Consider the following 22,005-nt stretch of genomic DNA (forward strand, 5'->3'; position numbering starts at 1 on the left):
TTTATGCCATCGCCGCACCAGGCGTTGGCCCTCTATCGAGCGCGCGAAATCCAGTGACATCGCGTTCGCAATCCGTGAATCCCGTTTGCAGGAGCCAGGCATGCATCGGATCGGCTTTATCGTGCCGGACAAGTTTCAGTTGATGAGTCTTGCCGCGTTGACAGCATTCGAGTTGGCGAACCTGCCCCCCACAGGCCAGTGCTATGAAATTCATCTGCTTTCCGAGCGCGGAGGTCCGGTTCAGTCGTCGGCCGGCATGACATTGGAGACCGAAAAGTTCGGGGATCCATCGTTCGACACGATCATCGTCGGCTCCATCACCGAACTGAAGATGCCGCCTTTTGGTCCGCCCTTGATTGCGTTCGTGCAGGAAGCCGCCAAAGCATCCAGACGGACGGCATCCATCTGTAGCGGAGCGTTCGTTCTCGCCGAAGCGGGCCTGCTGAATGGCCGGCGAGCGACGATGCACTGGGCTCACGCGGCCGAATTCAGAGCCCGTTTTCCCGACGTCACGACGGACGAGGACCGCATTTTCGTCAACGATGGTCCGCTCTGGACCTCGGCAGGAATGACGGCTGGTATCGATCTCGCGCTGGCACTGATCGACCACGACCTCGGTCCTGACGCCGCAAAGATGGTCGCCCGGCTACTGGTTATGAACCAACGCCGGCTGGGCGGCCAGAAGCAGCATTCGGCGCTGCTCGACATGACGCCCAAATCCGATCGCATCGAATCGGTTCTGGCGCATATCCGTCGGAACTTGCGCAACGCACTGAGCGTCGACGAGCTTGCTGCGGTGGCGAACCTCAGCCCGCGCCAGTTCAGCCGTGCGTTTCTGGCCGAGACCGGTCTGCCGCCAGCCAGAGCCGTAGAGCAGCTCCGTCTGGAGGCGGCCCGGTTCATGATTGAACAGGGGCGCCACACCATTAACGTAGTGGCGAATGAAACAGGTTTTGCAGACCGGGAGCGCATGCGCCGCGCTTTCCTGCGGACCTTCGGCGTGCCTGCGGATGTGTTGCGCCGGAATGCCCGGGCCGAAGCGCTTGATGACAGACAGACCCATACTCTTGCGCAGCCGCAATCAGTGAGGCATGACGCTTTGCCTAACCCCTGACCGATTGCACGCGTATTGGAGTTCTCGACTTTCTCCATGCCAGAAACAGCGCGAACAGGATTAGCCCGTCAAATCCAGGTACACCTGATGCCAGGCCCACCCGGCTTCCCTTCGTACAGTCCGGTGTTCTGCGATCCAGAACCGATTTCGTTGGATGACCCGGACATAGTAGGTGACCACGGTTGAGCCATTGGGGCGAGAAGATATGGCGCGTTCGGCAAGTTCTTTTTGAAAATGCCAATGGGCATCGTCCAGGCAGGGGCCTTGAATGACCGTTCGCCCACGCAGAACGGTCATTCACGCACACGCCGTCAAACAACCGCAGTCGACGACCTCACGTCCATAAATCCGTCGAGACGTATTTCAGCCCCGAATCGCATATCAGCACCGCGATAGTCTTCCCGCGCATCTCGTTCCCGAGCAGATGGAGCGCCGCCGCAATATTCGCACCGGAGGAGAAACCTCCAAAGATGCCTTCACGCTGGGCAAGCACGCGAGCAGCGCTGCGCGCGTCCGCTCCTGACACCTGGAGGTAGCCGTCGACGGCAATACCTTCCATGAAATGAAGATCGCCGATCGCATATCCGCCGCCCTGAATGGGATGACCAGGGTCGGTGACCGGCAGTCTGGCAAGCGCTGCTGCACCCTCGGGTTCAACCACAAAGCAGCGGATTGCCGGATTCCTCTCCTTGAGCGCTTTGCTTACTCCAACATAAGTCCCTCCGGACCCAACGAAATCAACGAATCCATCGATCGCACCGGACGTTGCCTCCCACAGTTCGGGGCCCGTGGTCCGGTAGTGCGAGAGCCAGTTGCCGTCACGGTGGAACTGGTCGGCCCGAAAAGCACCCCGCGCGTCGGTCACGCGTTGCGCCTCCAGATTCACCAGTTCGAGGTCGCCACCTGAGACCTGCCCGGGTACACCACCTGACAGTTGGTCGACCAATATCACCTCGGCGCCAAGCGCGCGCATCATGCGGGCGCGTTCCTCGGAATTTCCCTTCGACATGACGGCCACGAACGGGTAGCCCTTCACGCTACAAACAATGGCGAGGCCCGTGCCCATGTTGCCCGACGTCAGCTCGACCACGGTCCGTCCTGGCGATAACGCGCCGCTTCGCTCGGCTTCCTCGATGACGCCCAGCGCCGCACGGTCTTTCTTCGAAAAGCCGGGATTGAGATAATCAAGCTTGGCCAGAATGGTGCCTTCGACACCCTGGCTTTCTGTAAGACGATCGAGACGCACCAACGGCGTACCGCCAATCGCCTCGACAACCGAGTTCAGTAGTGCGCTCATCGCGGCTCCAGATTGAGAAACGAACATGTGCATCAGCGCGAAGCAGCGTATCGCGACGAGACGCTGCGTGCTTGTACGTTCTTGCTAACGGTGCCCGTTGTGCGGTGTGGTTGCCTGTGTGTCGTCTGGCCGCCTACCGCGGGCGGCGTCGGTGCGGCGCTCCTGCTTCACAGGTTGGTTTGCTCCGCCGCCTCCAACGTGTCTCCCACCTCGCTACCGAGGTATCACAACCGCACCGGCGTAAAACCATCTGAACTCCAGTCCTCGCTGCCTACCCCGTGATGGACGATAAACAATCCCTCGGAGTCGTAGCGGTTCTTGATCGCTTTCAGTCGCGCATAATTCGCCCCCCAGAACGCTTCGCGCCAATCGTCACGGAAATAATCCGTTTCCGAAATATAGGCGCCTCCTTCTGGCGACAATGCTTTAAGAACAGCCGCAGCCTTCTCCACACGTCCGGCCTGCCGATGAGCTTCCGCCGTGTCGGCCGACGTCACCGGGAGGCCCGCATACGGCGGGGGACCGCCTGTCGCGACAATCATCAGGGCGAAGGCGTCGGCAACCTTTGAATTCATCGAGCAATGGCGCGCCTGCTCGTTCACTTCTGGCGGGGTGCCGGCAAGTCCTTTGTTGACATGCAGTTCCACGGTATGAAAGCGGGCAGCTTCCACGAGCGCGTCAACAAGCCGGCCGCGCGACGTAGGTTCGAGAAGCGCTGCGGGCAGCCATTGTGACTCGTAGCCGTAGAGGAACAGCGAGGCCTGCTCTCCATCGCCTCGCCACCAGCCATGGTGACTGGCCGCGCCATCCCGCGGGTCGGGCACCAGTCCCGGGTTCGCCTCCAGATCCCACCAGCGACGTGCGGGCGCGGCGCCGATATGCGGCTCCGTGTCGAAAGTGAAATCCGACGGTGACGCGCGTACCCAATCAATGAAAGGCGCCCAGGCCGATCTGGCCTGTCCGTCGTCGAGGCCCTGGCACACCATCGACACGTGAACTTCGTCGTTGCTAAAAATAAGCTGCTCGCCCCATTCGGGGTTGAACAGATTCGCGGCGTAATGTTCGACGAGCTGCTCGACCAGTCGCCGGTAAGCCTCACGCGATGACGCCTTGACCTTGAACTCGGCCCAACCAAAGTACTCAGGCAGATCGTGAGTCTGCAAAGTAAGCCGGGTGACTACGCCGAAACTGCCACCTCCCCCGCCCTTCAGCGCCCAGAAGAGATCGGGCTCGCGCGATGCGTTGACGGTGCGGATCACACCATCAGCAGTGACGATTTCGGCCTGAAGCAGGCTCGCGGCGGCCAATCCGTAACGCTTTGAGAACGAACCGAAACCGCCTCCCTGGACGAGGCCCGCCACCCCCACGCTGGTACAGCCGCCGCCCTGGACGTATCGTCCCGCCCGGGTGGTAACGGCCGTGTAGACGTCGATCCACATACAGCCGGCGTCTACCGTCACTGCCGGCATTGGAGGCATCGAAGAACCCGATGGAACGAACGCATCGTGCAGATCGATGCGGTTCATCGCGCGTGTCCAGATCAGAATGGAATCCGGCGCGTTCGAGCCGCCAAGGTAACTATGCCCCCCGCCTTTCACCACCAGACGCAAATTGTGTCGACGGGCGAAATCGATGCCTGCGACTACGTCGGCGGTAGAACGGGCCGCCACCGCGTAAGCGCTCGCATGGGGTGTCCAGGCGTCGAGCCAACCCGATATCTGGGTTCCGCCAGGGTCGTCGCCGAGCGCAATCGGGTTTCGCGCTTCCTCCAGGCGAGCCACGCAATCGGGCGTACGGGACGCTTGCGCGCAGGCCTGCCAGAGGGTCGTGGGTCGCAACAGATTGCCGCCGACTGCGCGATCCAGCGCCTCCCACTCCTCTGCAGCCGGCCACGCCGGATCGCCAGGACGAACGCGGCCCGTTCTACTCAAGACCGGAATCGTCCTGGCAAAGACCGTGGTGGCGGGGAGGAAAGGCAGGGCGGCAGCGCCTTTTAAAAGGCTTCGTCTCTTCATGACGTCTCTTTCTTTACTGGAACTTATGGACTCGCACGCACAATGCTCACGCCGGCAGTCTCCAACGCTACCGTTAGCGCGGCATCGGTCGAGCCTTCGACCACGATCGTCTGCGCAAGCGTCAGATCGCCGATAGCATACGCTGACGCTGCATTGAGTTTTTCCATCGATGCCAGAACGACGGTCTCGGCCGACCGTGCGGCGAGCGCACGTTTCACATAGGCTTCTTCGAGATCGCCCGTGCTGAGCCCGGCCGTCGGATGCACACCGGTTACACCCATGAAGTAAATGTCGGCGTTGATATGCGACATCGCCTCGATGGCCGCGGCACCCACGTTCACGATCGAATGCCTGTACAGCTTGCCGCCAATCATGATTACTTCGATCGACGGGTGATCGACCAGTGCAACGGCGACTGTCGGGCTATGCGTCACGACTGTCGCGGACAAGCTGTGAGGAATATGTTTCACCAGCTCCGCGGACGTGGTGCCGCCGTCGATGATGACGATCTGGCCCGGCTCGATCATGGCCGCGGCAGCGATTGCGATCGCACGTTTGCCGGATGTTTCCAGCGCCCGTCTTTCCGCAAACGGCACGACGGCCGACGAAGCGGGCAAGGCTCCGCCATGAACCCGCTGCAACAATCCTTCCGCAGCCAGTTCGCGGAGGTCGCGCCGTATCGTGTCTTCCGAGACACCGAAGCGTAGGGCAAGCGGCCCCGCCAGTACCTGCCCGTCCCGGGCTAGCCACTCGAGAATGGTCTTCTTGCGCTGCGTCGTCAGCATTGATTGCACGCTTTTTCTTGATATTGAACGAATTCGCACGATATCATGAGCGCTCCTGTTCGGGAATTGGAGCCCTGCATGACTGCAACGCGAGACCGTGTACGCATCGTCGATACGACAGTGCTATCCGACGACTGGTACGTATTGAAGAAGACGACGTTCGACTTCCTGCGGCGCGACGGTACGTGGCAGCGGCAGAGTCGGGAAACCTACGATCGCGGCAACGGTGCGACGATTCTGCTGTTCAATCGTGCGCAACGGACGGTCATATTGACCCGGCAGTTCAGGCTGCCTGCGTTCGTCAACGGGCACGATGGGATGATGCTCGAAGCGGCTGCTGGGCTGCTCGACAACGCATCGCCGGAGCAGCGCATTCGTGCCGAGGCCGAGGAGGAAACGGGCTACCGGGTGCACGACGTACAGAAAATCTTCGAGGCTTACATGAGCCCGGGGTCGGTGACAGAAAAGCTGCATTTTTATATTGCGGACTATGACGCGACGACCCGTATCGGAGACGGCGGCGGAGTCGAAGCCGAAGGAGAAGATGTCGAAGTACTGGAGTTTGCGCTGGACGACGCATTGATGGCGGTGGAGCGCGGTGAAATCGTCGATGGGAAAACCATCATGCTTTTGCAGCATCTTGCGCTGCGCGAACTGAATACGCGGTAAATACGATGAACGCTCAACTCATCCTGATCGCCGGACCGTATCGCAGCGGGACAGAAGGCGATCCTGCACGCATCGCGTTAAACCTCAGGCGGCTGGAGGAAGCGGCACTGCACGTTTACCGGCGAGGACACATGCCGATGATCGGCGAATGGGTGGCATTGCCTTTGGCCGCCGCGGCAGGCTCGAATGAGCCGGGCGATGCGATCAGCGAGCAATTTCTTTATCCCGTTGCTCATCAGCTACTCGAGCGGTGCGACGCGGTGTTTCGCATCGAAGGCGAATCCAGGGGAGCGGACGAAGACGTTCGGTTAGCTCGCGAACTGGGGAAACTCGTGTATTGGGATTTCGAAAGCATTCCGATCTGCGGTCGGTAATCGTTGACGATCCATGCGGACACTCGCAATTCGTGCGCCCGTTTCACGCCCGCGAATTTTTATCCTGCTCCCCCATCGATTCCACTTTTCAGATAGCTCGCACGCGCCGCCAGAATATGCGCCTGCATCACGCTGCGCGCCCACTCGCCGTCCCCCGCCTTGAAGCTGTCGATAATCTCGCGATGGTGTCCGAGGCTGCGCGCAAGCTGTCTGTCGTCGTAGCGATGAAACGTACGCAACACCACCGGCAGTTCGATAATGCCCGCGAGTACGCTCGCGAGCCGCTTCGTTCCCGCCGCTTCCAGAATGCGCCGGTGAAACTCGCTGTTCAAGGAAGAGATGCGTTCGATAAAGCCCTCCTCCCGCTCGCGCGCTTCGCGTTCCATGCTGTCGGCCAGCCCCTCCAGAAGCGCGACTTCGTCGTCGGAAATACGCGTGGCCGCGATCGAGCACATCATGCCTTCGAGCGTTGCGCGCAACTGGAAAATCTCGACGGCGTCGTCGACATCGAACGACGCCACCGAAGCACGCTGGCTCGACGTAAACTGCACGAGCCCGTCGCTGGAAAGCCGCCGCAGCGCCTCCCGCACAGGCGTGCGCGAGACGCCGAGTTGTGCCGCGAGATCCGTCTCGGTGAGTTGCGCACCAATCTGCAGTTCGCGCGAAAGAATGGCCTCGCGAATCGCTTCGTAAGCCTTGTCTACGGCCCTTGTCATAGTTCTGGATCGTGATGGTGGTTGCGTTGCCGGAGCACTATTCTAGTCTGCGCTAGTCGTTGGGCGTAAAGCCGATCGCTTCGAGCGCCGCACGCGCGCATTCCATATCCTGTGAGTAGTGACCACCGCTCAGACCGATCGCCCCGATCACCGCGCCGTCTTCGAAGATCGGAAAGCCGCCGCCGAACACCACCAGCCTCGGCGTATGGACGAAACCGTGCAGAAGTGGCGCATCGTCCTTGATGAAATCATGCCAGCGATGGGTCGCAAGGCCCGTGGCCGCGGACGTATAGGCCTTGTCCTGCGCGATGCCGAGCGAGATTTGCGACGCGCCGTCCATACGCAGGAACGACTTGAGCAAACCCGCGTGATCGCACACTGCGATCGACATCTGCAGACCCTTCGAGCGGGCGTGTTCGGCAGCAGCGGCAATGGCGGCCTGCGCAGTTGCCGCGTCGATACTGGACAGTGAAATCGAGGCCATGTGAAGCTTCTCCTTGTATTGGCGATTGATCAGACTGCGTTGCCGGCCTCGTGACCGTCGGCGGTCGCCGCGAGAATGCCACGTCCCGTTCGACAGTCGCCGACCAGCCGGGTGGGAATGCCCTGCTGCTGCAGCGGCCCGACGAGCGAGATATCGGGCACGCGCGGTGTCGCATAGGCGAGAAACGCGACATCGTCGATAAAGCCGGCATCGCCGTTGTAGACATTCCGGTATTCGAGCCGCCCTTCCGTCTCGAACGATTCGCTAATCACGGGCTCGCTCAGTGTCAGAACCTGCACGCGTGCGAGTGCGAGCCGCCGCAGGAATCCCTGCCGCGTGACCAGCGCCACTTCCTGGGCAATCGCTTCGCGTGGCGTGATGATGGCGACACGCCCGAAGATCGTCGCCAGCAGTTCGGCGGCCGCGTAGGTGCCTTCGCCCTGATCCATGTCGAAGAGCACGGCGCTCCCCGGCTGGCGCGACGGGTGACGTAGGAGCTCGGCCATCGCTGTATTGATGTCGGGAATCAACCCTGCGTCGGCGTAATCGGCTGGCACCCAGGATGGCACACTATGGGTTGCGCCGGTCGCGAGAATGACCTCGTCGGGCCTGAATTCACGAATCTCGCCGATGCCCGCCTTGCGCCCCAACTCGAAGCGCGCGCCCGCGCGCTCTGCCGCGGCGAACTGGTAGTCGTACACGCTGCTAATCGTCTCGCCGCCAGGCAGGTACGAGCGCAAACGCGCCTTGCCGCCCGGTTCCCGGCTCGTCCCGTAGACGATCACGTCGTGACCACGCGCTGCCGCAACCCAAGCCGCCTCCAGCCCGGCGACGCCTGCGCCCACCACCGCCACCCGCTTCTTCACCGGCGCACGCTGCGGCCTGAAATCGACTTCGTCGGGCTCGGCGACGCGCGGGTTGTTGATGCAGGCGAGCGGCCGGTTATACGTGATGATGGTGTCCCAGCACGTGTTGCACGATACGCAGTAGCGGATGTCGTGAGTGCGGCCCTGCAGCGCCTTGTCGAGCCATGCGGGATCAGCGATGAGCGTGCGGCCGAGGCCGATCAGTTCGGCGTCGCCGCGCTCGAGAATGGCTTCGGCTTCAGCGGGATCGGTGATGCGGCCGAGCGCCATCACCGGTACGCCATGAGCGGACTCGCGCAAGCGCCGGATCAGGGCGGCGTACGGCACGCGCTCGCCGAACCGGTCCGGCACGTGCATCTCCAGCGAGCGGGCATGCGAACCCTGTGCGAAGCACACGTAATCGACATCGCCCGAGCTGGTCAGCATCGAGGTGACGAGCGCCGCTGCGTCGGGATCGATACCGCCGGGCACGCCGTCGTCGCCGGGCAATTTGAGGCCGATTGCGAAGCGGCGCGGGCAGCATGCGCGAATCGCCTCGATCAGTTCGCGCAGAAAACGCGTTCGGCCGTGCCAGTCGCCGCCGTATTCGTCGGTGCGCACGTTCGATTGCGGCGACAGGAACTGATGAAACAGATGCCCATGTCCCGCCGAAAACTCGACGCCCGCGAAACCGCAGCGATGCAGTCGCGCCGAAGATGCCGCGAAATCGTCGATCAGTTCACGGATTTCGCTGGCGGCCAGTTCACGCGGCATCGACCAGCTCAGATCGTCGGCGAGACGCGATGGCCCGATTGCGTTGAAGCTGCGGCCCGACTCGTGACGCGCGCGACCCGGGTCCTGGATCTGACCGAAGAGCCGCGAATCGTAGCGCTCGACAGCATCGGCCCATCGGCTGAGGCCGTCGAGATTATCGTCGTTCCATACCCGCACGCGGTCCCACACCCGCTGGTGTCGCGCCATCGAAAGCGGCTCGGTCACGACCGCGCCCGCACCGCCCTGGGCGCGATTCGCGAAATAGCGGATCAGACGGTCCGTCACGTGCGAGTCGTCGGACATGAAGGTACTCATCGACGCATGCACGACGCGGTTGCGCAGGTGCGTGCCGCCCGGCAATACGAACGGTTCAGCGAGCGGTGAGGAGAAACCTGTGTTGGTCATGGTCGCTCAGGAAGAAAGAGTAGCGGTTGAAGAAGCGCGTGTGTCACGCTTCTTTCGCTGAGTCACGAGCCACGGCGTGACGCGCCCCTGATGGCGCACGCCGAGCAGCCGCTCGACAGTGTCGAGTACACCGAGCAGACGGTCGAGGTCGATACCCGTTTCGAAACCCGCCTGTTCGAACACGAACGCGAGATCTTCGGTCGCGACATTGCCCGACGCGCCCGGCGCAAACGGACACCCGCCGAGACCGCCAATGGAGGCATCGAACTGACGCACACCCGAGAGCGCCGCCTGCCACGCAAGCGCGCTGCCGAGCCCGCGCGTGTCGTGGAAATGCGCGGCGATACGCTTCTCACCGTAGGCGCGGACCAGCGGCTCGAATAGCAGAGGCACATCGGCCGGATGCCCCGCTCCGATCGTGTCCGCCACTGCGATCACCTCGGCGCCGACGTTGATCATCCGCGCGGCCAGCGCGTGCACGCGCGCGGGCGAACTCGGCCCATCGAACGGACACCCCATCGCGGCAGCCAGGTAGACCCGCACGCGCACGCCGTCATCGGCCGCGCGCCGTGTAACGGCTTCGCAGACGACGGTTGCCTGTTCGAGGGTCATGTTGATGTTGCGGACGTTGAGCGTCTCCGACACGGCAAGCACCAGCGCGACCGACCGGACTCCCGCGGCATGGGCGCGTTCATAGCCCTTCATGTTCGGCACCAGCGCCATGCAGTCGTCGAGCCGGGCGGTGAGTCCCTGATGAATGGCCGCTTCGACGAACCGGCCAGCGTCGGCGAGTTGCGGCACCGCGTCCGGACGCACGAAACTCGTGAGTTCAACATGGCGCAAACCTGCCTCGATGAGCGCCTCCAGCAGCATGAGCTTGCCCTCGAGCGGCACGGCGACGGGCTGATTCTGCAAGCCGTCACGCAGCCCGACTTCGGTGATGCGAATAGTGTCCGGCATCGTTACCTCACTGAATCACGCCGTCCTGCGCGAGCGCGGCCAGGTCGGCCTCGCTCAGTTTGAGGAACTGCGTGAGCACTTCGGCGGTGTGTTCACCCAGCGTCGGCGGTGGCGCATAAGTATCTTCGTGCGTGTCCGACAGCTTCACCGGATTGCCGGGCATCTCGACCATACGGCCGTCGGGCGCGCGTACCGGCACGAACATGTTGCGGCTACGAACCTGCAGATCGCCCAATACGTGCTCGAAATCGTTCACCGGCGCGCACGGAATACGCCGCGCGGAAAGCTGTTCCAGCCAGTACTCGCAGGTGTTCGTCTCGAACTTCTCTTGCACCAGCGCATTGATGCGCTCACGCGCGGCATATCGCCCCGGTTGGTTCTTGTAGGCGGCATCGCGCAGTGCGTCGATATCGAGCAGGTCGACCAGCGACTCCCAGAACTTGTCCGTCAGCACCGCAACGATCACATGGCGCGTCGACGTGCGGAACGTGTCGTAGGGCACGTGCACGAAGTGCCCGTTACCTAGCGGTCCGGGATTCTTGCCCGACATCGCATACATGGTCGCCATGTAGTTGAGCATCGACACCTGACAGTCGAGCATCGAAATATCGACGTGCTGGCCACGTCCGGTTTCGTGGCGCGCCATGAGCGCGGCTAGCACACCGATGGCGCCGAACAGGCCGCCGCCCAGATCGCCGATCGGAATGCCCGCACGAATGGGGCGGCCGCCTTCCTCACCCGTGATCGACATTCCACCGCCCATGCCCTGCGCGACCAGATCGAATGCCGGACGATGCTGCGCCGGGCCGCTTTCGCCGAAACCCGTCACCGAGCACGTCACGATGCGCGGGTTGATACGCGCAAGCTCTTCATGGCCGAGACCGAGACGGGTCATCACGCCGCTGCTGAAGTTGTCGAACACCACGTCGACCTGCTGCACGAGCTCGAGCAGCAGCGCGCGGCCGCGCTCCGTTTTCAGGTCGATGCACACGCTGCGCTTGTTGCGGTTGAGCGTGAGAAAGTACGCGCCCATGCCTTCAATGGAGTGATCGGGATCGTTCGCGAGCAGCCGGCGCGTGCCTTCACCGGTGCCGGGCGGCTCGATCTTGATGGTTTGCGCGCCCAGATCGGCGAGCAGCATGGTTCCGTACGGCCCCGACAACATATGCGTGAAATCGAGCATGACGATATTCGAAAGTGCTTTCATACATCCATCCCGTGGGTCGTGTTGGCGTCAGAACTGCGACAGGAGCGTCGACCAGCCCTGCACGCGGTCGTCGATGCCGTTGTGACGCAGGGCGTGCCAGTAATTCGCGATGTTCACTGCGATCACGGGTTTGCCGAGCCAGCGCTCGGCCTCTGCGGCGAGCGACGCCATCGGCAGATTCGCCCCGAACTGGACGATGGCTTCAGCGTCGGGCGTATCCGTCTCGCGCAGGGCGTCGATCAGATACTTCGCGTCGACTTTGGTGTAACCCGTGAACTGCTTGCCCTGCAGATGGTTGAATTTGACGACCTCGAAGCCGGCTTCGCCAAAAAACGATTCGAGGTGTTGCTGGATGACCGGGTAATACGGCTCGACGATTGCAATGCGCCGCTTCACGCCGTGAGCGGCGAGCGCCTCCAGCACCGCGTCGCCGGCTAGCGTCACCCCGACCTCGCGCCCCGCGAGGCCTGCGCGCGTGGCGATACGCGCTTTCAGCGCATTCGACGACGCCCGTGAACCGCCCCAGATCGACAGCGCCGAGATACCGAGAATCAGATGATCGGGGCCACAGGTCATCACCTGGTCGACCGCATCGTCCAGCGCGCCGAACAGCGCCTCGATGCCGCGCTCGAAGTCTTCGTTCGAGTGCACTGCGAGGTCAGGAACGTGCATCCGCGCAATGTGGTTCGTCACGCCCGCCGGACGCATGTCGTCGCTTTCGGGCTGCACGCAGGTATTGACCGAGGGCGTCGGGATCCCAAACATGCAGCGCGAGCCGAGGAAGTCTCTCATCGCGTCTTGCCCTCCGCGTTGAGCGCCATCTCGTGCGCAAAGGCGTCGCCGTCCATGGCGTCCGGTGTCAGCGCTTCGAGCGGCTTGCGCTTGGTCTCGATGCCGGCCACGAGGAAGATCAGCGCCTGCACGACGAGCACACCCGCAAGCGACGTAATCACGGCGGTCACGCCACCCCACGTGAATAACGACACGACGATGAACTGCACGAACGCGGTGACGAGTCGTCCCATCGTCTGGCAAAACCCGGTGCCGCGCAGACGATACTCGGTCGCGAAAAGCTCGGTCTGCAGCGTATAGCCGATCGTGAGCCAGACGAAGATCGAGGCCACCAGCAACAGACCGACGCAGAGCAGCAACGGCGTGTTGTGGACGGTGAGCGGATAGACGAAGGCGAACAGTGCGGTGAATGCCGAAGCGCCGACCATCAAGGGACGCCTGCCGATGCGGTCCGACAGCAGGAAACCGATCAGCGCACCCAGCGGACCACCGAGACTCATCACCGTGGTATAGCCGAGCGAGGAAGCCACGCTCACGCCTTCCTTGACGAAGAAACTCGGCAGCCAGCCGACCAGCCCGTAGACCGACAAGCCCTGCACCACGCTGAAGGTCACGCCGAGAAAGGTGCGACGAATCACCGCCGGCGTGAACAGTACGAAGATTGACTGACGTCTCTGTGCAGTAGCGGCGGTCGCAACCGGGACGGGTGGCGGCAACGGCCTGCCCGTCGCGCGCTCGCTTTCCAGTTCGATGCTTTGCAACACGGCTTCTGCTTCGTCGAAACGGCCCTGGTCTTCGAGCCAGCGCGGAGACTCGGGCATCTTCTTGCGCAGCACCCAGATAATCCCGGCGCCCACACCGACGATCAGGAACATCGGGCGCCAGCCGAAACTCGGAATGATCAGCCACGCGAGCAGCGCGGACGCAAACAACGAGGCATTGGCAATCAGAGCTAGCAGCGCAATCCAGCGGCCGCGCTTGCTCGCCGGAACGAATTCGCTGAGCGTCGCATAGCCGATTGCGAGTTCTGCGCCGAGCCCGACACCCATGAGCAGGCGGAAAAAGATCAGCCACTGCATCGAAGGGGCGAAGGCACCCGCGATGGACGCCAGTCCAAAGATCGCCAGATTCACCTGATATGAGAATCGTCGGCCGTAGCGGTCACCGAGCACGCCCGACATGAACGCCCCCACCACCATGCCTGCGAAAGTTGCCGTCACGAACAGCGCATTCATGGCGAGCGTCGACCAGCCGCTTTTCAGAAGTGAACCGAGCACGCCGCCCGCCAGGTACACATCGAAGCCATCGAGAAACAGGCCCCCACCGACGAGCCAGAGCATCCTCGTATGAAAGCCGCTCAGCGGCATCCGGTCGAGTCTCGGTCCCGCCATAACACTTTGCGTCGTCATTTCGCTGTCTCCGCCATGATGTGTTTTTGCCGCTCCGCAACATCGGTAGATCGCGTCGCAGCGGCTTTAATGTACACAATTCAGCGGTGACCATGCACTTGAATTCGGATTTATTCGGGAATCCACCTAATTTTTGTACACATTTTATTGAGACACTATGCTCTTCCCGGCAATTGGAAGGCGGCCGAAGCACGCGTCAGACGATAGAAAAAGTGGGGCGGCAACTAACTGAAGGACTCACGGGTTGCGTCGGAACGCAATGGATTGGACTGGCGCAAGGGCCGCTAGACCTACGAGCGCTAACGGCGCAACCAGAGAATGTTCAGGCATCTTCCGCATAGGCCAACTGCAACGTCGCCGGATCGTGATCCAGTAGCGCGCACAACGCTTCGACGATCAACGCGTGATCGTCGCGCTGCGGCAAACCCGACACGGTAATCGAGCCGATCACACCCGCGCCCTGAACCGTCAGCGGAAAGCCCCCGCCATGCGTTGCATAGTCGGCGTTGGACAGTCCGAACTTCTCGCTGAGTGTCGCAGCGGACTCCGCCAGACGCAGGCCGACGGCGTACGAACTGCAACGGAACTGCGCAACGGTATTACTTTTCCGCCGCACCCAATCGGCGTTGTCGGGCGTCGCTCCGGCAAGTGCACTGTAGAAAATCGGCTGGCCAAAAGTACGCACGTCGATTGCAATCGGCAAGCTTCGCGCTCTCGCAATCTCATGCAGGTGCGCCCCGATCTGCCAGCCGAAGTCGGCGTCGAAACGAGGTACGACGAGCAGCTTTTCCTGTTGTGCAATCAACTGCAGGTCTTCGGCAATAGTCATGGCGATATGAGCGGAGCGGGTCCGCGATCCGGTAGAAGTTAATAAAAAATAGAGGACTGGGTGCGCCTAGCCGGCCAGCGGGACGAACTTCAGAATGTGTTCGGCGACGCAGACGAGTTCGCCCGCCTGATTGACCACATCCAGTTTTGCCACCGAACGCCGCGTCTTCGTGTCGATGGCCTGCACGCGATACGTGTAGGTCAGGGTGTCCCCTATCAGCGCGGCCTTGAGAAAACGGACCCGGTCGTAACCGAGTGAGACCGGAGTTTCTCCCGCATCCCGCAACCCCGCCAGGCGTTCGACCACTTCCGTCGAACAGTGCGACATCCAGGCAACGAGCAGCGCACCATGGGCGATGCGTTTTTTGTACGGCGATCGCGACATGATCTCCGTGCTCACATGAGCGGGAGAGAAGTCGCCGCTTATCCGCGCGAAATCGTCGATAGCTTGCGTCGTCACCGTCTTCGTCAGAACGACTTCGTCGCCTACCTTCAGATAGAAATCGCTTTCCAAACGCTTGCTCCCTGAAGCGGTCGATTGAATGCCGTGCGACTCAATACCGGAGCGCAAAGTTGCGCCAGTCGAAAACAACAAACGGCTCATCCACGCTGCGCGCCAGCAACGCACGGTAGATCTTCCCGGGCACATCGGGCGTCTCGACCCGCACCATCCCCGCGAGAGGAATGCGATCTTCCACGAGCCATTTCATCGCCTTCCGAAAACCGGCCATGATGCTTTGCGCACTGTTGTTGTAGCCCTCCAGCAGTTCCTCCCATCTGAAACTTCGCGAGACCAGCGGAAACGCCCATTCCCAGCCACTGCGCAACTCGACGAAACCATTGAATACCGCACTGAGCAGATCGTGCGCGGAGAGATCCGTCTGCCGTCGCCAGGGTACACCGACCAGCACCACCTCGCCGTTCTGACGAACGATCCGGCAGCCGTCCAGCACCGCCTGCTCGTGGCCCGAGCAGTCGACCACCAGCGCAACGTGCCCCGCAAGATCGGGACGGTCGAATGGAAACGACGGCAACACCGATTGCAATCCGGAGTCTCTTGCCTGCGCACGCCGTTTCGCATCGGGTTCGACCACGATGACTTCATATCCGCCGATCCGGAAAATATGGGCGGCCAGATACCCGACCGGCCCGGCTCCGCAGATCACGACGGGGTCACCTGGCCGCGCTTTGGTCGTCATTAACGTAGTCATCGATACGCCCACCAGGCGGGCCAGCAATGCGGTTTCCGGGGCCATGCCGAACGGCACTGCAACCGTATGGGCGACGTCGACCTGCTGGTAGGTCCGATGGTTGCCCATGCAGAACAGCAGGTCGCCAACCGCGGCCCCGGTTACTTCTGCGCCGCGCTCCTGAACTTCGAACACGGCGGAATAGCCCGGCCTCACAGGAAAATCTTCTCCGCTCGCCCAGGCCAGTTCCGTTCCCGGACTCACGAGCGTGGCAATCGTGCGCCCGCGGACCTCGTTCGGAAGCAAAGGCCCCCACGGCTCGCAGGGCTGCAGAACGAATTGCTCTTTCGCGGGAAAGCAGATTTCCATCTCTTGCATTCGATAACTCCCAATCGGCGACGGTCGTGCGGATAAGCTCTGACGCGCTTACGCGGAGGCCGGTGCCCAAAGCGCCGGGCCACCCGCCTCTTCATAACCGAGCGGGCCGCTTCTGCTCACCACCTCCAGGAACTGTCCCCAGGGCGTGCGCAGATACACCCACGTCAACCCTTTCATCGGACCGGCGTCCACATAGGTCGGTCCATCGAGCACATCCACGCCGATCTCCCGCAGATGCGCGGCGGTAGCGTTGGCATCTTCCACCTGAAAAGCCATGTGAAATCCGCCCGCCTCACTATTGCGCTTGAGCGTCGTTGGCCCGCTCTCGCCTGAGTACTCGAACAGTTCGAGATTGGCGCCGTTACCGACCCGCAGCACCTTGATGTTCTCGATGCGGGTATGCTCGGGCACACCCAGTCGCCGCACCATGTACGTGTTGTCCGCGACGACCGGTCCCGTTTCCAGCGCTGTGACCGCGCCGAAAGCGCGTTCGAAGAAACTCACGGCTTCGTCGAGGTCCGGGACCGTGAAGCCAACGTGTTCCATGCCAAAAAATGTCATCGTGTTTTTTCCGCCCAATGAATCGTTTCTGGTTGATCGAAGTCGCGACGCCTAAAAGACCGGCTTAACCGAATCCACGTTGTCTTTCGTCACGCGCACCGTCGGCAGCATGACTTTGGGGGGCACCTTTTCACCCTTCAGAATCTTGAGTGCGACTGCAATCCCCTCGGTGCCTGCCGGCGGATAGAGCCAGGTGGCCGCTTCATCGCCGGCACGGATGGCGTCGAACTCCTCCTTCTGTCCGTCAAGGCCCGTTACCTTGATTTCCTTCGAGCGCCCGCTTTCCTTGATGGCCTGGATCACGCCAAGTGCCATTTCGCCATTCGCGGCAAAGACGAAGTCGATCGTGCCCGCCGGATGAGCTTGCAGGATGTTCTGCATCACCGAGTACGCTTTAGGACGACGGTAATCGCCAGGCTGCGACGCCACGATCTTGATGTCTGGATATTTCTTGAGTACCGACACTGCGCCGCCGACCCGGTTCAACGACGTTTCGTCGCCTGGAATCCCTTCGATCACCACGACGTTACCTCTGGGTTTGCCGTTTTTCTGCGTCAGGCTGTCGACGATGAATTGTCCCGCGTCGACGCCCAGCGCCCGGTTATCGCCCGACACCATCGTGATCGCGCCTGCGTTTTCAATCGGCTTGCCGACGAACATGTACGGAATGCCGCGCTCTTTCAGACTCTGCAGCTCCTGGCGCAAGCCTTCCGCCTTGCCCGCCTGCACCAGCAGCAGCTTGATACCCTTCGACTGCATGTCCTCGATGCCGGCAATCTGCGTCGCCACGTTGCCCTGTCCGTCGGTGGCCAGCAGCCTGACACCCGCCGCGCTGGCACCGGCTTCGATCTGCTTGCGCTGCGTGGCAAGCCATGGGTGATCCAGACTCTCCTGAGACAGTCCGATGGTTTCCGACGCAGCCCATGCGGCATTCATTGCACCGAAACACAGTGCAGCAGCAGTCATGGCCAGCGTAATTCCTGATGTTTTCATGTTGTCTCCTTTTGTATCGGAAAGCCTATCGGCCTCTGGAACGACTAAGCTGAGCGTGAATCAGGACCGCTATCACGATGATGGCGCCCTTCACGATCAATTGCGTATAAGCGGGAATATTCAACAGGTTGAGCAGGTTGTTGAGCACGCCGATCAGCAGCACACCGATGATCGTTCCGCCAATGCCACCGGCGCCGCCCACCAGACTCGTTCCGCCAACCACGACTGCCGCGATCGCATCGAGTTCGAGTCCCTTGCCGAGATTCGCTTCGCCAATGTTCAACTGCGCGGCCATGACGATGCCGCCGAGTCCCGCAAACAGACCCGACAGCACGTAGGCGATAACGCGAACCCGGTCCACCGCGACACCCGACAGACGGGCCGCCTCGATGTTCCCGCCTACCGCGTAGACATGGCGGCCATAACGTGTCTTCTTCAGGATCACCATCGACACCAGCGCCATCAGGATGAACAGAATGGCCTGCACCGGCACGCCGCCGACCCGGCCGCGCCCTATCCAGCCGAGCGAGACGGGTACGCCGATAACCGGCTGTCCATCGGAATAGGCGAGGCCTACCCCGACCAGCGCCGTCATCATGCCGAGCGTGACGATGAACGGCTGGATACGTCCTTTCGTAGTGATGAAACCGTTGAGCCATCCACATGCAATGGATACCGCCAGGCCGCCAGCGAGCGCGGCGAACGGACCGTAGGGCTTCAGTCCCGCCACGGCAAGCGTCGTCAATGCAAGAATGGAACCCACCGACAGATCGATACCCGCGGTCAGAATGACGAAGGTCATGCCGAGCGAGGTGAGCCCGACGACCGACACCTGTCTCACGACGTTGAGCAGGTTGTCCGCAGTGAGAAAGAACGGCGACGACACAGCCGCCGTAATACAGAGCAGCAGAAAGATCGCCAGAATGCCGTACCGCTGGACGAGTTCGATTCGTCGGTATGCATTATTGGAAAAGCGCTCGGTGGAACTGGGATTCGATATCGACTCGGCAATAGCCATGATTACCTCGCAATCATTTGTAGGACGGACTCTTCGGTAGCGCCGAGCGCAACAGCCTCGCCGGTCACCACACCGTCGCGCACGCCGACGATGCGATCGGCCATGCCGATCAGTTCCGGCAATTCCGAAGAGATCAGGAGCACGGCTTTACCCGAGCGTGCAATTTCATCGATGAGCTTGTAGAACTCCGCTTTCGCGCCCACGTCGACACCGCGGGTCGGCTCGTCGAGAATCAGCAACGAGAACGAATGGGCCATCCATTTGCCGAACACGACTTTCTGCTGGTTCCCGCCGGAAAGCGTCACGACAGGCACTTCGACGCTCGATGCCGATACGGCGAGCTGCTTGCAGACTTTCGACACGCGCGCGCGCTCCTTGCGGGCGTCGACGAATCCGAACCGGCAGATGCTTTTCAGCGTAGGCAGGATGGCGTTCTCGCGAATGCTCAGACCCAGCACGAGCCCCTGGCTCTTACGATCTTCGGGAACGAGTGCGATGCCTGCCTCGATCGCTTCCGAAGGGGACTCGGGCCGATGACCGCGCCCTTGCAGTGAAATGCGCCCGCCCGTCACGTTCTCGAGACCGAAGATCGCTCGCGCCACTTCGGTTCGACCCGCACCGACAAGTCCCGCCAGTCCAACGACCTCGCCTGCACGAACGTTGAAACTGACGTCGCGCACGCGTTGATCGAGACACAGGCCCTCGACCTCGAGCACGATCTCACCGGTCGCCGGCGGCCTCTTGTCGGGAAAGCGGGTATCCAGTTCGCGACCGACCATCAACTGGATCAGCGCGTCCCGGCTCAACTCGCCGACCGGCCGCGTGCAGACCGAGCGGCCATCCTTCATGACCGTGCACGTATCGCAAAGATCGAAAATTTCGTCCATGCGATGCGAGACATAGATGATCGTTACGCCCTCGCTGGACAGCTTCCGGACCACGTTGTAGAGCAGCGTCATTTCGTGGTCGGACAAGGTGGCCGAGGGCTCGTCCATAATCAGCACGCGGGCCGAGATGGCCAGCGACTTCGCAATTTCCACGAGTTGCTGCTCCGCCACCGACAACGTTCCGACGCGTCGACGCACGTCGATCGGTGCACCGATCCGCTTGAGCAGCGCCTCGGCTTCCTTGCGCATGAAGCGGCTGTCGAGCAGGCCTTTTTCGACCCGCTCGCGCCCGAGGAAAATATTCTCCGCGACGTTCAATCCCGGGATCAGGTTGAACTCCTGATAGATGGTCGAGACACCGGCGATAGCCGCTTCGCTCGGCGACTGCGGCGCGTAGGGTTGGCCCTCGAGCAGCAGTTCGCCCCCGTCCGGAGCAATCGCGCCACTCAGAATCTTGATGAGTGTCGACTTGCCTGCTCCGTTCTCGCCCACCAATGCGTGGACGGACCCTTTGTTGCACGTGAAAGCAATCTGGTCGAGTGCACGCACGCCAGGGTAAGTCTTGCTGATTCCTCTAACTTCAAGGGCATTCATGGCGCACCTCTTGAGTTGACGACGCTGGCCGATGTCGGCAAGCCGCGCGTTCAGGCCACCTGCAACTGGATCTTCAGGACGCTCCTGTCTTCGGCCAGACGCTCGAAAGCCTCGTCGACGTCCTCGAGCCTGTAGATGGTCGTCAGAAACGCCGCGACACCGATGCGCTTGTAGCCGAGCAGCGTGGCTGCCTCGTGCATGTCGTCGCCCATCCCCGCGACGCTCGCCTGAACGCCCTGCTCGCGCAGAACGAAGTCGAGCGCCGTGATACGGAACGTGTGACCCGGTTTGGCGATGCCGAAGGCAATCACCCGGCCACCCGGACGGATCAGCGCAAGCGCACGCTCGTAGAGTTCGGTGAAACCGACGCTTTCGATCGCGACATCCACACCGCGTCCATCGGTGGCACCGCGCACGACCGACTCCAGTTCCGCGGCATCGGTCACGACGAAGTCCGCGCCCGATTCTTTGGCCTGCCGCGCGCGCTGCACGTTGGGCTCCATCACGATGACCGGCGCAGCGCCCGAGCGCAGTGCAAGCTGCAGATGCAACTGGCCGATCGGACCCGCACCGATGATCAGCACGCTCTCACCGAGTCGCAGATGACTCTTGCGGAACGCACGCACGATGCACGACAGAGGCTCGACCATCGTGCCTTCCTCGATCGGCATCGACGGCGGCAACGGCACGACTGCGTATGCGGGCACCCGCACGTATTCGGCCATGCCGCCGTTCGCGTGAATGCCGAGTTGAACCATCTGCGTGCAATTGAGGATTTCGTTCTTGCGGCAGTAAAAGCAGCTACGGCAACCCAGATTGATATCGGCGGTCACCGGCTGGCCAACCTGCAGCCCTTCGACGTCGGCGCCGATCTCCGAAATCGTCCCGGAGAACTCGTGACCCGGAATCAGCGGCAAGCGATCCGCCGAATAATTGCCGTTGTAGATATGCAGGTCGGTTCCGCAGATACCGCAGCGCTCCACCTTGATCAATACATCGGAAGGACCGCATTCGGGAATCGGCACATCACGCAATTCGAATTGCCTGGGCGCGACTAGTACGGCAGCTTTCATGGCTTTCTCGCTTACGGTGGATGCTGGGACGCAACGGCCCCTGCGCCACGGCGGACTGTGGCGGCATGGCGCGTTGGGCAGGTAGCGAACGGCGCAGAGGGGAACCGCGCGGCAACGGTCCGATCGCGCGTTATTGCGGCGTCGGCGCGTCTTCGCGAATCAGCTGGCGGCGTTTCAGTTCCGCCCAGAACGCCGCCGGAATATCGGCCCGGAAAGTGTTCAGGTTGTCTTCCAGTTGGGCCACCGTGCGCACGCCCGGAATGTTGGTCGGAATCGCCGGATGCCCCAGCACGAATTGCAGCGACGCGGCCTTCAACGGCACCGAGTACTCGCGGCACACCTGTTCGATCTTGCGCACGCGCTCCAGAATCGCCTCCGGGGCCGGCGAGTAGTTGTACTTTGCCCCAGGCACCGCACCCGTCGCCAGAATGCCGCTGTTGTAGCCGCCACCCAGAATCACCGAAACCTGGTTCTTCTCGCACAGCGGCAGGAAGCCATCCAGCGCATCCTGCTCGAGCAGCGTGTAACGGCCCGCAAGCAGCAGGCAGTCGAAGTCCTGCTGACGGATCGCTTCATGAGCGACCTGCCATTCGTTCACGCCCAGTCCCACCGCTTTCACGACGCCCTCGTCGCGAAG

22 protein-coding genes are annotated in these 22,005 nt (G+C 61.9%); 3 read left to right on the forward strand and 19 right to left on the reverse strand.

The window, feature by feature from the left end; genetic code table 11:
• Positions 1-100: 100 nt before the first annotated feature.
• Positions 101-1,114, forward strand: coding sequence for a GlxA family transcriptional regulator (locus FQ746_RS15845; RefSeq protein WP_144110309.1), 1,014 nt, complete (start codon positions 101-103; stop codon positions 1,112-1,114).
• A gap of 334 nt (positions 1,115-1,448) precedes the next feature.
• Here FQ746_RS15845 and FQ746_RS15850 read toward each other — a convergent pair whose 3' ends face one another.
• The 3 genes from FQ746_RS15850 to FQ746_RS15860 all read right to left on the reverse strand — a co-directional run bounded on the left by FQ746_RS15850 (position 1,449) and on the right by FQ746_RS15860 (position 5,211).
• Positions 1,449-2,411: a PLP-dependent cysteine synthase family protein gene (locus FQ746_RS15850; RefSeq protein WP_144110310.1), complete on the reverse strand. Its 963-nt coding sequence runs from the start codon at positions 2,409-2,411 to the stop codon at positions 1,449-1,451.
• Positions 2,412-2,635: 224 nt separating this feature from the next.
• Complete coding sequence (locus tag FQ746_RS15855) at positions 2,636-4,426, reverse strand: FAD-binding oxidoreductase (protein ID WP_144110311.1); 1,791 nt, start codon at positions 4,424-4,426, stop codon at positions 2,636-2,638.
• A gap of 23 nt (positions 4,427-4,449) precedes the next feature.
• The gene (locus FQ746_RS15860) at positions 4,450-5,211 is read right to left on the reverse strand and encodes a DeoR/GlpR family DNA-binding transcription regulator (protein WP_144110335.1); all 762 of its coding nucleotides are present in this window, start codon (positions 5,209-5,211) and stop codon (positions 4,450-4,452) included.
• Between the two features lie 78 nt (positions 5,212-5,289).
• Between FQ746_RS15860 and FQ746_RS15865 the strand changes: the two genes are divergently transcribed.
• Positions 5,290-5,880 (forward strand): NUDIX domain-containing protein, encoded by a 591-nt coding sequence (locus FQ746_RS15865; RefSeq protein ID WP_144110312.1) that lies wholly within the window; start codon positions 5,290-5,292, stop codon positions 5,878-5,880.
• Between the two features lie 5 nt (positions 5,881-5,885).
• A complete protein-coding gene (locus FQ746_RS15870; RefSeq protein WP_144110313.1) occupies positions 5,886-6,254 on the forward strand; it encodes a DUF4406 domain-containing protein in 369 nt (122 codons plus the stop codon).
• Between the two features lie 59 nt (positions 6,255-6,313).
• Here the strand turns inward: FQ746_RS15870 and FQ746_RS15875 are convergent, their stop codons facing one another.
• From FQ746_RS15875 to FQ746_RS15950, 16 genes are all read right to left on the reverse strand, one after another.
• A complete protein-coding gene (locus tag FQ746_RS15875; RefSeq protein WP_144110314.1) occupies positions 6,314-6,970 on the reverse strand; it encodes a GntR family transcriptional regulator in 657 nt (218 codons plus the stop codon).
• A gap of 52 nt (positions 6,971-7,022) precedes the next feature.
• The gene (locus tag FQ746_RS15880) at positions 7,023-7,454 is read right to left on the reverse strand and encodes a GlcG/HbpS family heme-binding protein (RefSeq protein WP_144110315.1); all 432 of its coding nucleotides are present in this window, start codon (positions 7,452-7,454) and stop codon (positions 7,023-7,025) included.
• Positions 7,455-7,483: 29 nt separating this feature from the next.
• Entirely contained in the window at positions 7,484-9,478 is a 1,995-nt protein-coding gene (locus FQ746_RS15885) for an NAD(P)-binding protein (RefSeq protein WP_144110316.1), read from the reverse strand.
• A 6-nt stretch (positions 9,479-9,484) separates the two neighbouring features.
• Positions 9,485-10,438: a hydroxymethylglutaryl-CoA lyase gene (locus tag FQ746_RS15890; protein WP_144110317.1), complete on the reverse strand. Its 954-nt coding sequence runs from the start codon at positions 10,436-10,438 to the stop codon at positions 9,485-9,487.
• A 7-nt stretch (positions 10,439-10,445) separates the two neighbouring features.
• The gene (locus FQ746_RS15895; RefSeq protein ID WP_144110318.1) at positions 10,446-11,645 is read right to left on the reverse strand and encodes a CaiB/BaiF CoA transferase family protein; all 1,200 of its coding nucleotides are present in this window, start codon (positions 11,643-11,645) and stop codon (positions 10,446-10,448) included.
• A gap of 27 nt (positions 11,646-11,672) precedes the next feature.
• On the reverse strand, positions 11,673-12,437 hold the full coding sequence (locus FQ746_RS15900) for an arylmalonate decarboxylase (protein ID WP_144110319.1): 765 nt from the start codon (positions 12,435-12,437) through the stop codon (positions 11,673-11,675).
• Complete coding sequence (locus FQ746_RS15905; protein WP_144110320.1) at positions 12,434-13,846, reverse strand: MFS transporter; 1,413 nt, start codon at positions 13,844-13,846, stop codon at positions 12,434-12,436. Before FQ746_RS15905 ends, FQ746_RS15900 begins: the two co-directional genes overlap by 4 nt.
• Before the next feature lie 322 nt (positions 13,847-14,168).
• Positions 14,169-14,675: a heme-degrading domain-containing protein gene (locus FQ746_RS15910; protein WP_144110321.1), complete on the reverse strand. Its 507-nt coding sequence runs from the start codon at positions 14,673-14,675 to the stop codon at positions 14,169-14,171.
• Positions 14,676-14,741: 66 nt separating this feature from the next.
• Entirely contained in the window at positions 14,742-15,188 is a 447-nt protein-coding gene (locus FQ746_RS15915; protein WP_260854075.1) for a MaoC family dehydratase, read from the reverse strand.
• A 40-nt stretch (positions 15,189-15,228) separates the two neighbouring features.
• Entirely contained in the window at positions 15,229-16,242 is a 1,014-nt protein-coding gene (locus tag FQ746_RS15920; protein ID WP_144110323.1) for a zinc-binding dehydrogenase, read from the reverse strand.
• A 48-nt stretch (positions 16,243-16,290) separates the two neighbouring features.
• On the reverse strand, positions 16,291-16,803 hold the full coding sequence (locus tag FQ746_RS15925; protein WP_144110324.1) for a VOC family protein: 513 nt from the start codon (positions 16,801-16,803) through the stop codon (positions 16,291-16,293).
• A 51-nt stretch (positions 16,804-16,854) separates the two neighbouring features.
• Entirely contained in the window at positions 16,855-17,796 is a 942-nt protein-coding gene (locus FQ746_RS15930; protein ID WP_144110325.1) for a substrate-binding domain-containing protein, read from the reverse strand.
• Positions 17,797-17,821: 25 nt separating this feature from the next.
• A complete protein-coding gene (locus FQ746_RS15935; RefSeq protein WP_144110326.1) occupies positions 17,822-18,814 on the reverse strand; it encodes an ABC transporter permease in 993 nt (330 codons plus the stop codon).
• A gap of 2 nt (positions 18,815-18,816) precedes the next feature.
• Entirely contained in the window at positions 18,817-20,295 is a 1,479-nt protein-coding gene (locus tag FQ746_RS15940) for a sugar ABC transporter ATP-binding protein (protein ID WP_144110327.1), read from the reverse strand.
• A gap of 50 nt (positions 20,296-20,345) precedes the next feature.
• On the reverse strand, positions 20,346-21,368 hold the full coding sequence (locus FQ746_RS15945; RefSeq protein WP_144110328.1) for a zinc-dependent alcohol dehydrogenase: 1,023 nt from the start codon (positions 21,366-21,368) through the stop codon (positions 20,346-20,348).
• A gap of 130 nt (positions 21,369-21,498) precedes the next feature.
• The coding region (locus FQ746_RS15950) for an aldo/keto reductase (protein WP_144110329.1) at positions 21,499-22,005 on the reverse strand (507 nt) is incomplete at its 5' end.

Source organism: Paraburkholderia sp. BCC1886, assembly GCF_900996245.1.
Lineage (GTDB): Bacteria > Pseudomonadota > Gammaproteobacteria > Burkholderiales > Burkholderiaceae > Paraburkholderia.